Consider the following 14,961-nt stretch of genomic DNA (forward strand, 5'->3'; position numbering starts at 1 on the left):
CGATCTTCGATGAAATGAGCGGCCATGACGGCCATAGCAGAGATGCGTACCGCGTCCTCCAGGACTGGCTGAAATCGGCACCGCCGCAATTGCTGGAACACCGCCGCGAGGAGGCGGAACTCTTCTTCCGCCGGGTCGGCATTACCTTTGCCGTCTATGGCAATGCGGAAGCCGAAGAACGGCTGATCCCCTTCGACATCATCCCGCGGATTCTGTCCGGCCAGGAATGGTCCCGCCTCGCGCGTGGCCTCGAACAGCGCGTCAAGGCGCTCAATATGTTCCTCAAGGACATCTACGGGCAGCGGGAAATCCTGCGTGCCGGGATCATTCCGCCGGAACTTGTCTATCTCAATCCCTATTACCGCCCGCAGATGCACGGGTTGTCGCTCAACAGCGACATCTACGTGCAGGTGGCCGGCATCGACATCGTCCGGGTCGACGACCAGGATTTCTACGTGCTCGAGGACAATCTGCGCACGCCCTCCGGTGTCTCCTACATGCTGGAGAACCGGGAGGTGATGATGCGCCTCTTCCCCGAGCTCGTGGGCATGCAGCGCATCCGGCCGATCGAGAACTATGTCGATGAACTCCTGGGCACGCTCAAATCCGTCGCGCCGTCGAGTAGCCCGTGGGATCCGACCGTCGTTCTCCTCACCCCCGGCTCTCTCAACTCGGCCTATTACGAACACAGCTTCCTCGCCGACCGCATGGGCGTGGAACTGGTCGAAGGGCGCGATCTCTTCGTGCGCGACGACATGGTCTATATGCGCACGACCGAGGGGCCGAAGCGCGTCGATGTGATCTACAGCCGCATCGACGATGACTTCCTCGATTCTTTGGTCTTCCGGCCTGATTCTGCGCTCGGCGTGCCGGGCCTGATCGCTGCCTATCGCGCCGGCAATGTCGCCATCGCCAATGCGCCGGGAACGGGTGTTGCCGACGACAAGGCCATGTACTCTTACGTGCCCGATATCGTGCGCTTCTACATGGGCGAGGAGCCGATCCTGAAGAACGTGCCGACCTGGCGCTGCCGCGAGCAGGAGGCGCTCTCTTACGTGCTCGACAATCTGCACGAACTCGTCGTGAAGGAGGTCAACGGCTCTGGCGGCTACGGCATGCTGGTGGGACCGCATGCGACGACGGAAGCGCGCGCGCATTTCAAGAGCCGGATTTTGGCGTCGCCCGACAATTACATCGCGCAGCCGACGCTGGCTCTCTCGACGAGTCCGATCTTCACGGAGAAAGGTCTTGCGCCGCGCCACGTCGATCTGCGTCCCTTCGTTCTGACCGGCCGCGACGGTGTCAGGCTCGTGCCGGGCGGGCTGACCCGTGTGGCCCTGACGGAGGGTTCACTGGTGGTCAATTCGAGCCAGGGCGGCGGGACCAAGGATACCTGGGTGTTGAGCGAATGAGCGGGAGCGTTTCGCGTGCTGAGTCGTGATGCCGACAGCCTCTACTGGCTCTCCCGCTATGTGGAGCGGGCCGAGAACACGGCGCGCATCCTCGATGTCGCCTATCGCATGGCATCGATGCCGATCTCCTATAACGGCGTCGAGACCAATGAATGGGAATCCGCCCTGATCACCGCCGGCGGCATCGATCAGTTCCGCGCCGTCTATGGCGATGCCACGCCGGAGAACGTGATCGAATTCCTCGCCTTCTCCGAGGCGAACCCGTCCAGCATCCAATGCTGCTTCGACACGGCCCGGCAGAATGCCCGCTCCGTGCGTTCTGCGCTCACATCGGAGATGTGGGAGGCAATCAATTCCGCTTGGCTCGACTTGCGCCGCTACAAGGCCAAGAGCATTAAGGTCGAGGATCTTCCCCGCTTCCTGAACCTCGTGAAGGAGGCCTCGCTCCGCTACGACGGTTCCGCCATGCGGACCATGCTGCGCAACGATGCCTATTGGTTCTCGCGGCTCGGCGTCTATATCGAGCGCGCCGACAACACCGCGCGGGTGCTCGACGTGAAGTATCACGTGCTGCTGCCGCAGGACGCGGCGGTGGGCGGCGGCATCGACTATTACCAATGGGCCGCCATCCTGCGCTCGGTCTCGGCGCTGGTGAGCTATCAATGGGTCTATCACCAGAACCTGAGACCCTGGCTCGTGGCCGATCTCCTGATCCTGCGCGAGGAGATGCCGCGCTCGCTCGCCGCCTGCTACGCATTCCTGTCGCGCCATCTCGACGACATTTCGCAACGCTACGGCACGTCGGGTCCCGCGCAGCGACAGGCGAGGGCAACTCACGCCCGCCTGGAGAATCAGAATATCGAGGATATCTTCCAGCACGGCCTGCATGAGTTTCTGCAGGACTTCCTCGCCGAGAACAACCGGCTCGGGCACGCCATCACGAACCAATATCTCGGCTGACCCATGCGCATCCGCATCACCCACGAGACGGTCTATCACTACAGCGAGCCCGCCAAGTCGGCGATCCAGCTCCTGCGGCTGACGCCGCGCGGCTGCGACAGTCAGACGGTCCTGTCCTGGAATATCGACCTCGAAGGCGATGGCCGGCTGATGCGCCGGGAGGATTGGTACGGCAATATTGTCCACAGCTTGTCCGTGCAGGGTCCCGTGAGCCAGATCACCCTGCATGTGGCCGGCGAGATCGAGACGACGGACACCGCCGGAATCATCCGGGGAGGGGTCGAGCGTTTCCCGGAAATCTTCTATCTGCGCGAGACAGCCCTGACCCGGCCGGATGCCGCTATCCACGAATTTGCGGAATTGACGGCCGGCCGCTTCACCAGCCCTCTCGATCAGGCTCATGCTCTTCTGAATGCTATCCCTGAGCGCCTGCGCTTCGACACGGAGGCTACGAGCGCCACGACCACGGGTGCCGATGCCTTCGCGGCGGGCCACGGGGTCTGCCAGGATTTCACCCACGTCTTTCTGAGCGCGGCGCGATCCCTGAAAATTCCGGCCCGTTATGTCTCAGGCTATCTCCACAAGCCCGGCGAGGCCGAGCAGGAGGCGGGGCACGCCTGGGCGGAGGCCTATGTCCCGGATCTCGGCTGGGTCAGTTTCGACCCTACCAATGCCGTTTCCGCAACGGAACATTACGTCCGGTTGGCCATCGGGCTCGATTATCTTGATGCAGCCCCGGTTCGAGGAAGCTATTACGGAATCACCCGTGAAGCGCTCGACGTTCGTTTAAGGATCGAAGGCGCCCGTCAAGTACAGGCGTGAGAATGGTCCCGACAACCGAGCAACTCGACCAGAAGGCTCCTGGAGGAACCCCCATGACGTATTGTGTCGGCATCCTCGTGCGGGATGGTCTCGTCATGATCGCCGATACGCGCACCAATGCCGGCGTCGATAACATCGCGACCTTCCGCAAACTGCACCTGTTCGAGAAGCCGGGCGAGCGCGTCATTACCCTCGCCACGGCCGGGAATCTCTCCGCGAGCCAGTCGGTCATGTCGCTGTTGTCCGACGGCATCGAGAACCCCGAGACCGGAGAGGTCGAGACGCTTCTGAGCGTCTCCAGCATGTTCAAGGCAGCCCAGCTCGTCGGGCGCGCCGTCCGCCATGTCTACGAAGTCGACGGGGTCGAGATGGAAAAGCGTCAGATGACCTTCGACGTCACCATGCTGCTCGGTGGACAGATTGGGGCGGCCCCGATGCGCCTCTATCAGATCTACGCGGCCGGCAATGCCATCGAGGCCACTGTCGATACGCCCTTCCTGCAGATCGGCGAGCCCAAATACGGAAAGCCGATCCTCGACCGGGCGATCTCCCATGGCACGAGTCTCGTAGAGGCCCTGAAGCTCGGACTCATCTCCATGGATTCGACGTTGAAGTCCAATCTGGGCGTCGGGTTGCCGATCGATATCGTCGTGGCCAAGCGCGATGCCCTGAAGGCGCAGGTAACCTACCGCATCCAGGAGGACGAGCCCTATTTCCGGGATCTGCGCGAGCGCTGGTCCGCCGCGTTGCGCGCGGCCCATCAGGCCATTCCTCACCCGCCCTATGCGGAAGAGGTTCTCTGATCGAAGTGAAAAGGGGCCCGATTCGTTGGGCCCCGGGGTGCCTTAAGCCGTCTGGTGGTGATGCTTCGCCTCATAGCGCATGAGTCGCAGAACCGCTCCATAAGGAGCAATCGCAATGGCGGCGAGCGCGAGCTTCACCAGATAGTCGGCAATCGCCAGATTCGTCCAAGGCAGGACAATGCACTGATCCGCAATGCCGAATTGACCGAGCGCGTCGCTGATGGTGAGGCCGAGGCCAGGCACCACGCCACAATAGAAGGCGAACGAGAAGAAGATTGCCGTATCGAGGCCCGACGAGATCACGGACGACACGAAGGGCGGCATCCACCAGGCTTGGCCGCGCAGGCGGAAGAAGATCTGGATGTCGAGAAGCTGAGCGACCAGGAAGGCTGCGCCCGAGGCAATCGCGATACGGGGTGACGCGAAGATGACCGAGAGCACCACGGCCAGTGCGAAGCCGGCATAAACCACCCGACGTGCGCCTTTGGGGCCGAAGCGCCGGTTCGACAGGTCGGTGACCAGGAATGAGAACGGATAGCTGAAGGCGCCCCAGGTCAGGTAGTCGCCCAGACCCAGATGATGGAAGGGATACTGGACTAGGATATTCGACGAGAGGACAATCAGGGTCATTGCCGTCAGGGCAATGAGGAAGTCGCGGCGGTCGATCTGAGTCATGAGAAGCCTCGTCCAGGCGAATGCTTAAGCCTTAACACAATGCAAAACGGGCGGCACCAGGGCCGCCCGCAAAGCCAATTTTTCGGCGATCGAGGTTAGCTCGCAGCGGCGAGCTTCTTCTCGATCTCGCGCTTCACCGCCAGGGCGGTGGTGGAGAGCTCGCCAGCCTTGGCCTTGGCCAGGAAGGCGTCGAGGCCGCCGCGGTGCTCGACCGAGCGGAGCGCATTGGCGGAAACGCGCAGGCGCACGGAGCGCTGCAGGGTGTCAGACTGGAGCGTGACGTTGCAGAGGTTCGGCAGGAACTTCCGCTTCGTCTTGCGGTTCGAGTGGCTCACCAGATGGCCACTCAGCACGGCCTTGCCGGTCAGTTCGCAACGGCGCGACATGGGTTCAATCCTATTCGTCAATAAAGGGTCGCGGCCTCGAATTCGTGGGTTTGCTGATCGCAGATCCCACGCGGCCGGACACCGGAAGTCCTTGGAAGGTGCGAGCCTATAGGCCAAAAAAGGGGAGGACGTCAAGAATAGTGCGACGCCGCATCTCGTTTTTTTGAAGCACCGTGGTCATGATTTATTCTGAATCTCGTGCGATGCAACGGAATAGACTAACGGAAAAGCCTTATGCGCCTCATCGCCTCAGCTCTCGTGACCCTGGCTTTCGCCGGATCGGGTTCGCTCGCGCAAGCCCAACCCGCCAAGCCTCAGACCCTGAAGGTGAGCTACGACCTCACGCTGGCCGGCTTGCCTCTGGGCAAGGCGGACCTGTTGTCGTCCTTCAACGGGTCGAAATACGAGATGCAGGGAAATGCGAAGCTGACCGGACTCGCCATGATCCTGACCGGCGGTAAGGGGGAGGCCAGCGCGTCCGGCACCCTGGCCGGAGAAGCGCCGCCGCGCTCGACCAAGTTCGCCGTTGTTTCTAAGACATCGGATAATCAGCGCAGCGTCCAGATGGGGCTCAAGAGCGGCCGGGTGGCCAAGGTCGAGATCGACCCGCCGCTTGAGCCGAAGCCCGACCGGGTTCCGGTCAAGGCGGCCGACAAAAAGGGCGTGGTCGATCCCATGAGCGCGCTGCTCATGCCGGCCGTGGCCTCGAAGACCCTCACCGATCCGGCCAATTGCGACCGGACCATCCCCGTCTTCGACGGTGCATCGCGCATGAACGTGGTTCTCTCCTATGCGGAGACGAAGAAGGTCGAGGTCCCGGGCTATTCCGGGCCCGTCCTCGTCTGCAATGCCCGCTACGTGCCGATCTCCGGCCACCGGAGCGAGCGCCCGGCGACCAAGTTCATGCAGGAGAACAAGGACATGTCCGTGTGGCTGGCGCCCATCGAGGGGCCGCGCCTGCTCTTCCCGCTCAAGGTCTCGGTGCGCACCATGATCGGCATGGGCGAGATGCAGGCCTCCCTCTGGTCGCTGGAGGAAGACGGTAAGTCGCCGCCGACCCGCAAGGCGGAGAGGGCCGATGAGACCATCAAGGCCGAGGCCGTTCAGTAAGTCCCGAAAATCCTTAGGCATTCATGCCGTTTTCGGTAGCGAAAGAAGCCTCTGGCACCATATAAGGGGCTAACCGCAGCCGCCCGATGGGCTTTAGGCTGCTTGGAAGAGAAGTCTGCTCGTGCCGGTCTCCGGTCCTGCAGCCTCTCGGCTCACAATCCGGGACCTTTTAAGCATTACCCGTCATCCAGGCATGGCCCGTCGTTCCCTTCCCCCGCAGGCGCGGTCGCGCGGCGTGACCGCCGTGCTCGGCCCCACCAATACCGGCAAGACCCACCTCGCCATCGAGCGCATGCTTGGCCACGACAGCGGCATGATCGGCCTGCCCCTGCGCCTGCTCGCCCGCGAGGTCTATAACCGCGTGGTGGAGAAGGCGGGGCACCACAACGTCGCTCTCATCACGGGCGAGGAGAAGATCAAGCCGGACCGGCCGCGCTACTGGATCTCCACCGTCGAGGCCATGCCGCGCGATCTCGATCTCGCCTTCGTGGCCGTGGACGAGATCCAGCTCTCGAGCGACCTCGATCGGGGCCACGTCTTCACCGATCGCCTTCTGAACCAGCGCGGACGCGAGGAGACCCTCCTCATCGGCTCGGCCACCATGCGCCCGCTGATCGAGGCGCTGATCCCGGGCGTTCACGTGGTCACCCGGCCGCGCCTGTCGAAACTGTCCTTCGCGGGCGAGAAGAAGGTGTCGCGCCTGCCCCGCCGCTCGGCCATCGTGGCCTTCTCGGCGGAAGAGGTCTACGGCATCGCGGAGCTGATCCGCCGTCAGAGCGGTGGTGCTGCGGTGGTGCTGGGAGCGCTGTCGCCCCGGACTCGCAACGCTCAGGTCGAGCTCTACCAGAACGGGGACGTGGATTACCTGATCGCTACCGATGCCATCGGCATGGGCCTCAATCTCGACGTGGACCATGTGGCGTTTGCGTCCGACAAGAAATTCGACGGATTTCAGTTCCGCAAGCTGAACAACCCGGAGCTCGCCCAGATCGCCGGCCGCGCCGGCCGCTACATGCGCGACGGCACCTTCGGGTCCACGGGCCGGTGCCCGCCTTTCGACGCAGAAACCGTTGAGGCGCTCGAAAATCATGTCTTCGACCCGGTTCGCATCCTGCAGTGGCGCAACCCGGATCTCGATTTCTCGTCGCTCGCCCGTCTGCGTGACTCGCTTGGCCAGCAGCCGAGGGAGCACGGTCTCGTGCGGGCGCCCACGGGCGAGGACGCGACGGCCCTCGAGGTTCTCGCGCGGGAAGACGACATCCAGGCCATGGCCCGCTCCCAATATGCCGTGGAACGGCTCTGGCAGATCTGCCAGGTGCCGGATTATCGCAAAGTGTCTCCGCAGACCCATGCGGATCTCGTCGGCCAGCTCTATCGTTTCCTCATGAAGGATGGGGCCATCCCGGCCGACTGGTTTGCCCGCCATCTGTCCGCCATGGACCGGACCGATGGGGATATCGACACCCTCTCCAACCGCATCGCCCAGGTCAGGACCTGGTCCTTCGTCGCTAACCGTCCCGACTGGTTGAAGGATCCAGAGCATTGGCAGGATGTTGCGCGTCAGGTAGAGGACAAGCTATCGGATGCGCTCCATGAACGTCTGGCCCAAAGGTTCATCGACCGGCGGACGAGCGTTCTCATGCGGCGCTTGAGAGAGAACAAGATGCTCGAAGCGGAAATTACGACCACCGGCGACGTCACTGTCGAGGGTCAGCACATCGGTCACCTGCACGGCTTCCATTTCGTGCCCGATCCCCAGGCCGACACGACGGAGGCCAAGACCCTGCGCAATGCTGCCAGCAAGGCGCTGGCCGGCGAGATCGAGGCGCGGGCGGACCGGTTTGCCGAGACGCCTGACGCCATGCTCGTGCTGTCGAACGACGGCACGATCCGCTGGATGGGCGACCCGGTGGCCAAGCTGGAAGCCGGCGACAAGCTGTTCGATCCCAAGGTGCGCATCCTCTCGGACGAGCATCTCACGGGCCCGGCCCGGGACAAGGTCGACAACCGCCTGCGCGCCTGGCTGAAGGCCTATATCGTGCGCCTGCTCGGTCCGTTGCTGCAGCTCGAGGACAGCACGGAGCTGACGGGCCTTGCCCGCGGCATCGGATTCCAGATCGGTGAGGCCCTTGGTGTGCTGGAGCGCGCGAAGGTTCTCAACGACGTGCGCAGCCTCGACCAGGATGCCCGCGGCGCCTTGCGCAAGGCCGGTGTCCGGTTCGGCGCCTATCACCTTTACCTTCCTGCTCTCCTGAAGCCGGCCCCTCGTGTTCTGGCGACCCAGCTCTGGGCGCTGCAGAACGGAGGCCTCGATCAAAAGGGCATCGACGAGATCGCCCATCTTGCTCAGTCGGGCCGCACCTCGATCCCGGTCGACCAGGAGATCGCCCATGGGCTTTATCGCGCCGCGGGCTTCCGTGTGCTGGGCGGCCGTGCCGTGCGCGTCGATATCCTGGAGCGGCTGGCCGATCTGATCCGCCCCGCCATCGCCTACCGCCCTGGAATCACCCCCGGCGAGCCGCCGGCGGGTACCGCCGATGGCGAGAGCTTCGTTCCAACCGTGTCCATGACCTCGCTCGTGGGCTGTGCCGGCGAGGACTTCGCCACGATCCTCAAGTCCCTCGGCTACGTGATGGAGCGCCGCCCTGGCCCCGCCATCACCGCGCCGTTGGTCGAGGCGCCGAAGGCCATCGAGCCCCAGGCCGCTCCCGCAGAGGAAGAAGCCGCCGCTCCGGCGCCGGAAGCTCCGGCCGAGGCCGCCGAGACGGCTGTCGGGACCGAAGAGATCGGCGCTGTCGCCGTCGAGGCTCCTGAGGCGGCCGTCTCCGAGCAGGAAGTCGCGACCAGCGCTGCCGAGGCCGTGGCCTCGCCGGAAGGCCAGTTCCTGGCTCCCGCTGAGGCGTCCACCGAGGCCGCTGTCGCCGAAATCCCTGCCGAGCCCGAGATGATCGAGGTCTGGCGCCAGGGCCGCCGTCACCACGAGGGCGGCCAAGCCCGTCATGGCCGCGATTCGCGTGGCGGCCGTCACGAGCGTGGCGAGCGGCAGGAGCGCGGCGACCGTCGCCCGCGCCATGGCGAGGGTCAGGGCGAGCAGGGAGGCGAACGCCGTCCGCGTCCCGAGCGCCGGGAGGCGCAAGGGGAGGGCGGGCGTCCGCAGAACCGGCCGCCGCGCGGTCCCGGCCGCGGTGATGAGCGTCGTGGACCGCGCCCCGACAACCGGCGCGACGGCGGGCAGGAGCGGCGCGAGAAGCAGCCGGACCCGAACTCGCCCTTCGCCAAGCTGATGGCTCTCAAGGCCCAGCTCGAGGACAACAAGAAGTGAGGTTTTAAGCGCATGCGTGAGGACCGGCAGCGGCTCGACAAGTGGCTGTGGTTCGCGCGCTTCGCGAAGACCCGGACGCTGGCGGCCAAGCTGGTCACCAGCGGCTTCGTCCGCCTCAACGGCCAGCGTACCGACAACGCCGCCAAGGCGGTGGCCATCGGTGACGTGGTCACCATAGCACTGTCCCGGACCACTCTTGTGGTCCGGGTCGAAGGTCTCGGCGAGCGCCGTGGTCCTGCACTGGAAGCAAGGCAGCTCTACATAGACCTCAACCAGGACAACGCGGCGCTTGTCAGCGACAGCGACAAGAGCTAGAGCGGCGACGATTGTTTATATTCCAGAGTAGACCCTCGAAGGACCGTTCATGACCTACGTCGTCACTGAAAATTGCATCAAGTGCAAATACATGGACTGCGTGGAGGTGTGCCCGGTCGACTGTTTCTACGAGGGCGAGAACATGCTCGTCATCCATCCTGACGAGTGCATCGATTGCGGCGTCTGCGAGCCGGAATGCCCCGCGGAAGCCATTAAGCCCGATGCGGAGCCGGGCCTCGAACAATGGCTGAAGCTTAATGCCGACTTGGCCAAGAGCTGGCCCAACATCACCATCAAGAAGGATCCGCCCGCCGATGCGAAGGAATTCGATGGCGTTGCGGGCAAGTTCGAGGCCTATTTCACGGCCAATCCGGGCGAGGGTGACTAAAGTCTGGACGAGAAAGACCAAGGTCCAAATCTAGGCGAAACTCGGCTCTCTTTAACGCTTTGCTTTGAAATATTTTTGCTTTTTCGGCCGGACTGTGATAGGGTCCGCAAATGCCGTCGCTTGCGCTCAAGCCGTGCACCGTCTCTGCAGACCGGCGGTTCACATAATGAAGCAAAGATTCGCGTCCTTTGACTTAAGGGAGCGTTGCTGCCTTGGTCAAGGGCATGGGCGTTTGTAGCCGCTGGCTTACATCAGGGAGACGAGCGGAATAGTCAAGTTCCGTGACGCTCACATCTTATCCTCGTTCCCTTGGGACCCTGCCCAGTGGAACTACAGCTTCCTCGTTGCCAAGCGAGGACCATGCAAGGAGGCCTCTCTCGCATGACAACCGCCAAGAAGTCCGCCCAGCGCCTTGGGTTCAAGTCCGGTGAAGCGATCGTTTATCCCGCTCACGGTGTCGGCCGCATCACGGCCATCGAAGAGCAGGAAATCGCGGGGTTCAAACTGGAGCTGTACGTGGTCTCTTTCGATAAGGACAAGATGGTCCTTCGGGTTCCGACCGGTAAAGCCTCCAGTGTCGGCATGCGCAAGCTTGCCGAACCGGCTCTGATCCAAAAGGCTCTGGACGTGCTGACAGGTCGTGCTCGCGTGAAGCGCACCATGTGGTCGCGCCGCGCGCAGGAATACGAGGCCAAGATCAATTCCGGCGATCTGATTGCCGTTACGGAAGTCGTGCGCGACCTCTATCGCTCCGAGGCTCAGCCCGAGCAGTCCTACAGCGAGCGCCAGCTCTACGAATCCGCTCTCGATCGCGTCGTGCGCGAGATTGCGGCCGTCAACAAGATCACGGATACGGAAGCTCTGAAGCTCATCGAGCAGAGCCTTGCCAAGTCCCCGCGCCGGGCCAAGGGTGCCGAGGCGGAGGCTGATGCCGAGGGCGACGACCTTCAGGAAGAGGCCGCCTGATCGAAGGGTCGAACTCGATCACCCAAAAAGCCCGGCCCTGTGCCGGGCTTTTTTATGGCCAAAGCCTTGTTTTTCAAAGGCGGGAATCTATTTTGCGAAACTTGGCTGTTGGGAGTGAACTTTTTGCGGCCTCGCTCGTTGTGTCTCTGCCAAGGGAGAGCACACAATGGGAGAAATCTCAGGGGTTCGCCGCCGGTTTGTCCGCGCAGCCATGAATGCACCTTTTCTCGAAAGAGAAGAGGAGCACCTTCTTGCCGTGCGCTGGAAAGAGGCCGGCGATGAAGCGGCGCTTCACCAACTGACTGCTGCCCATATGCGCCTCGTCATCGCGCTGGCAGCCCGCTTCCGTCATTACGGCCTGCCGATGGCCGACCTCGTCCAGGAAGGCCATGTCGGTCTTCTCGAGGCCGCTGCCCGGTTCGAGCCTGAGCGCGAAGTCCGCTTCTCGACCTATGCGACCTGGTGGATCCGTGCCTCCGTGCAAGATTACATCCTTCGCAATTGGTCAATCGTTCGCGGTGGAACGAGTTCCGCTCAGAAGGCACTTTTCTTCAATCTGCGCCGCCTGCGCGCTCGCCTGACCCGTGGCGGAGAGGAGCGCATCTCCTCCGACGTGCATGAGAAGATCGCCGAGGCGATCGGCGTATCGAAGGCCGATGTGGCCTTGATGGACGCCCGTCTCTCGGCTCCCGATACGTCCCTGAATGCCCCGGTCCTGGACGCCGATCCGGGAAATTCCGCTGAGCGCGTCGAATTCCTCGTCGATAACAGCCCGCTGCCGGACGAGAGCGTCAGTGACGTGATCGATACCGAGCGCCGAGTGCTCTGGCTGCAGCAGGCGCTGGAAGTTCTCAACGAGCGCGAATTGCGGATCCTGCGTGCCCGCCGCCTCGCCGACGAGCAGGTGACCCTGGAGTTCCTAGGCGACAGGCTCGGGATCTCGAAGGAGCGCGTGCGTCAGATCGAGAACCGCGCTCTGGAGAAGCTCAAGCGCGCCCTGGTGGAAAAGTACCCGCAGGCCTCGGGCGCCTTCGTGTAGGGCGCCGGACTTCCCCCGGATCTCGATGTCGGAATTTTTGGGCGAGGCGGGTATCCGCCTCGCCGATCTTTTTCGGGAGCCGAAAAGGCTATTCCACGACGATCTTGTAGCGCTCGCCCACCTTGAGTGCGGCGTTCCGATCGAGACCGTTGAGAAGCAGGAATTTCTCAAGCGCCCGGTCGACCGGCATCCGGGCGGCCAAAGTCTGTGCCGTGTCGCCCCGCTGAGCGGTGACGACCTGCAGCTTCAGGGGCCTGATCCGCCGGGCCTCGTCGGGCTGCACCTGACGGACGCTGTTCAGGGTCTGCTGGAAGATCCCTTCCAGGTCTCCTCTGTTCCCGCGGGTCGCCATGATGAGGCGATAGGTGGTATTGCCGATCCGGATGGCCGAGAGGCGGAAGGTCCATTCCTTGCCGTTGGACAGGGCGGTCACCACAGGCAGACCGTTCACCATCCCGGTCGTCAGGGTCCCGGGCTCGACCGTATCCGTCCAGGTCGAGCGCAGCACATCTTCCAGGCTCTGCCCCTCCGGCGTATCGGCCGCGTCGAACAGGAGGCGCCGCTCGCCGTCACCTGAGGAGCCGAGTACGGCCTGAGAGGTGTTTTCCAGGGTGAAGCCGTCCGGTGCCTCGAAGGCAACGCCGAGCCTCGAATGGATGAAGCGGCGGCCCTTCACGACGCCGTCTGCAGGATCGTCGCCGTAGGCGAGGCTGTCGAGGGCCGTCAGATAGGCAAGCCGCCCGGTTTCACCGGTTCCCTGCATGCCCGTACGCCGCGCGGCCTGGAGTGCCCGGGAGACGCGATCGTCGGTGCGCGGATGCGAGGCATTTCGCTCCGCCGTCGATGTGTCCGAACTCGTGCCCGAGCGCCCCAGAGCGGTCAGGAAGCGCGGGGCGCCGTAAGGGTCGAAGCCGGCCCGGGCCAGAACCTTGACCCCGGTCTGATCCGCTTCGAGTTCCTGTGTGCGCGAGAAGCTCGCCAGAGTCGATCGGGCCTGGCTCTGCGCCATGGCGGCCTCCTCGGCGTCGTTCAGCACATTCTCGGCCACGCGCTCGATCAGGTCCGAACGGGCCTGCAGCTCGCTACGCTGAGAGGCGTGGCGGAGGGTGACATGGGCGATCTCATGCGACAGCACGGCCGCCACCTCGGAGGTATCGTTGGCGAGCGCCAGGAGCCCGCGCGTGACGTAAAGGCGGCCGTTGGGCAGGGCGAAGGCGTTGACCACCGGCGAGTTGAGGATCGTGACCTGAAAGGCCTCGTCGGGCCTGTCGGTGGCCATGACGAGCCGGTTCGTCACATCGGTGAGCATCTGCTGGAGCTGCGGAGCCCGGCCTTCGCCGCCGAAGGCCCGCACGAGCCGGATATGGTCACGGTCCCGGTCCGGGCCGATCACCCGCGGCGCATTGGCAGGCAGTGAAATGTCTCCGCCAAAGCCTGTGCAGCCCGCAAGGAGCGCTGCGAGCGTGACACCGGCGAGGATCCGGAGGCTAGGGCATCGGACCCAAAAGTGGGACGCACTTTTGGGATTCATCCGATGCTCCTGCCGTTGAAGAGCGCATCGTTTAAAGCGGAAAACCGGGACCACTTTTCCGCACGATGCGCTACCTGTCTGACGTGTTGTGCTCATGCTCGTTCATCGTGGCAGACGGCCGCCTTCAAGACGCTCGATCATATCCGGTATGACAATGGAAAGAGCTGTCCCTTGCCAAGACTGCAAAATGCCTCGGGCCCTGATCCGCTGACCCTTGAGCGCCTCGGCGCCCATGCCGCGGTCCGACATCTGTTTCCAGGTTCTCCTCGGGATGATGATCGTGAAATCTTCTGCCCAGTGCCCCCCGAAGTTCAAATAGGTGCGTTGCCTACGCTCGCCGATGCTTCTGACGCGACCCTCGACCAGCGCGAAGCTGCCGATTCGGTCCCGCAGACGCTCGGGTTGATTGACATCCATCGGCTTATAGCGGTCATCGGCCCAAAGACCAAGGCGTCGTTCGCGGGCCGTGGCCTCGAGGGCGAGCAATTCGGGCTGACAGAAGACTTCATCCAGGCCGGCATCGGTGATCGCCAGACCTGTTTCGATCAGGCCGTGGCTCCAATCGAGCGGCGAGGTCCTGTCCAGGGATCGGATCCGGACGGATTTCCGGTTCCAGCGGTCGGGACCGGCCACGGCGTGAACAAGGACCGGTTCATTGAAGCGGGCCCGCAGCCAAGCCAGGGCTTGATCGCGATAGGGCGGCGTATCCGACAGCCGGAGACCGGCGAGCTTTGCCAGGCCGCCCGAGACGAGAATGAGATCGCCCTCCGAGGAAAGGTCTTGCAGCCGATCAGGCTGCGCCTCGGCGGTGCAGACTGTCTTTGCTTGCGGCGAAACAGGCTGGGCCCAGCCCGGCGAGACCACCAAAACGGTCCCGAGGCTCGCGCCCAGGAAAATCCGCAGGGTCGATCCCATCATGGGACAGGATCATACCCGTCTCGCATAAAACGGCTACGCTTGGTCGCGCCGGATCAATGCTTTTCCTGTGCCGGATTGGGCTGCTGCGGCTTGTGCCCACCCTGGCCCGGATTGTTGTGTTTGTTGTGATCGCGGCTCTCCTAATGGGTCGCGCTACCCTGCTTGCCGCCTGCGAGTCCTTCAGGGTTCGTCCGGGTGCCGGGAATGTCCTTGACCATCGTGTCGTCCTAACGGGTTGAAAGTTTCGATCGGGCAACGGCGAGGCAGGCGATAGCATGCGGTCGGATCGTCGTTTGCCGGGGATCAATGGCCAT

General features: G+C 63.5%; 14 protein-coding genes. 10 read left to right on the top strand and 4 right to left on the bottom strand.

The genetic code is table 11. The features are described 5' to 3' along the window. The first annotated feature begins 14 nt into the window (after positions 1-14). The 4 genes from JO965_RS02240 to JO965_RS02255 are packed head-to-tail and all read left to right on the top strand — an operon-like array spanning position 15 to position 3,997. Positions 15-1,412, top strand: a complete 1,398-nt coding sequence (locus JO965_RS02240; protein WP_203444027.1) for a circularly permuted type 2 ATP-grasp protein — start codon at positions 15-17, stop codon at positions 1,410-1,412. Between the two features lie 15 nt (positions 1,413-1,427). After that, a complete protein-coding gene (locus JO965_RS02245) occupies positions 1,428-2,372 on the top strand; it encodes an alpha-E domain-containing protein (protein ID WP_203442103.1) in 945 nt (314 codons plus the stop codon). 3 nt (positions 2,373-2,375) lie between these two features. Further along, positions 2,376-3,194 (top strand): transglutaminase family protein, encoded by an 819-nt coding sequence (locus tag JO965_RS02250; RefSeq protein ID WP_203442104.1) that lies wholly within the window; start codon positions 2,376-2,378, stop codon positions 3,192-3,194. A gap of 53 nt (positions 3,195-3,247) precedes the next feature. Beyond that, a complete protein-coding gene (locus JO965_RS02255) occupies positions 3,248-3,997 on the top strand; it encodes a peptidase (RefSeq protein WP_203442105.1) in 750 nt (249 codons plus the stop codon). A 42-nt stretch (positions 3,998-4,039) separates the two neighbouring features. On the opposite strand, the gene JO965_RS02260 is transcribed toward JO965_RS02255, so the two are convergent. Next, on the bottom strand, positions 4,040-4,672 hold the full coding sequence (locus JO965_RS02260; protein WP_203442106.1) for a queuosine precursor transporter: 633 nt from the start codon (positions 4,670-4,672) through the stop codon (positions 4,040-4,042). A 95-nt stretch (positions 4,673-4,767) separates the two neighbouring features. Next, positions 4,768-5,058: a 50S ribosomal protein L28 gene (gene rpmB, locus JO965_RS02265; RefSeq protein WP_009493402.1), complete on the bottom strand. Its 291-nt coding sequence runs from the start codon at positions 5,056-5,058 to the stop codon at positions 4,768-4,770. Between the two features lie 234 nt (positions 5,059-5,292). Here rpmB and JO965_RS02270 point away from each other — a divergent pair, with 234 nt between their 5' ends. From JO965_RS02270 to JO965_RS02295, 6 genes are all read left to right on the top strand, one after another. Then, on the top strand, positions 5,293-6,168 hold the full coding sequence (locus tag JO965_RS02270) for a DUF3108 domain-containing protein (protein ID WP_203442107.1): 876 nt from the start codon (positions 5,293-5,295) through the stop codon (positions 6,166-6,168). 193 nt (positions 6,169-6,361) lie between these two features. Further along, positions 6,362-9,490, top strand: coding sequence for a helicase-related protein (locus JO965_RS02275; RefSeq protein ID WP_203442108.1), 3,129 nt, complete (start codon positions 6,362-6,364; stop codon positions 9,488-9,490). 12 nt (positions 9,491-9,502) lie between these two features. Further along, on the top strand, positions 9,503-9,805 hold the full coding sequence (locus JO965_RS02280; protein WP_203442109.1) for an RNA-binding S4 domain-containing protein: 303 nt from the start codon (positions 9,503-9,505) through the stop codon (positions 9,803-9,805). Between the two features lie 49 nt (positions 9,806-9,854). Then, entirely contained in the window at positions 9,855-10,193 is a 339-nt protein-coding gene (gene fdxA / locus JO965_RS02285) for a ferredoxin FdxA (protein ID WP_203442110.1), read from the top strand. Between the two features lie 381 nt (positions 10,194-10,574). Then, positions 10,575-11,159, top strand: coding sequence for a CarD family transcriptional regulator (locus JO965_RS02290; RefSeq protein ID WP_203442111.1), 585 nt, complete (start codon positions 10,575-10,577; stop codon positions 11,157-11,159). Between the two features lie 166 nt (positions 11,160-11,325). After that, positions 11,326-12,198: an RNA polymerase factor sigma-32 gene (locus JO965_RS02295; protein ID WP_203442112.1), complete on the top strand. Its 873-nt coding sequence runs from the start codon at positions 11,326-11,328 to the stop codon at positions 12,196-12,198. Positions 12,199-12,286: 88 nt separating this feature from the next. Here the strand turns inward: JO965_RS02295 and JO965_RS02300 are convergent, their stop codons facing one another. Next, positions 12,287-13,729, bottom strand: coding sequence for a M48 family metalloprotease (locus tag JO965_RS02300; RefSeq protein ID WP_246776716.1), 1,443 nt, complete (start codon positions 13,727-13,729; stop codon positions 12,287-12,289). A 102-nt stretch (positions 13,730-13,831) separates the two neighbouring features. Further along, on the bottom strand, positions 13,832-14,647 hold the full coding sequence (locus tag JO965_RS02305) for a thermonuclease family protein (protein WP_203442113.1): 816 nt from the start codon (positions 14,645-14,647) through the stop codon (positions 13,832-13,834). Positions 14,648-14,961: the final 314 nt, after the last annotated feature.

It is taken from the genome of Microvirga sp. VF16, from assembly GCF_016864375.1.
GTDB lineage: Bacteria > Pseudomonadota > Alphaproteobacteria > Rhizobiales > Beijerinckiaceae > Microvirga.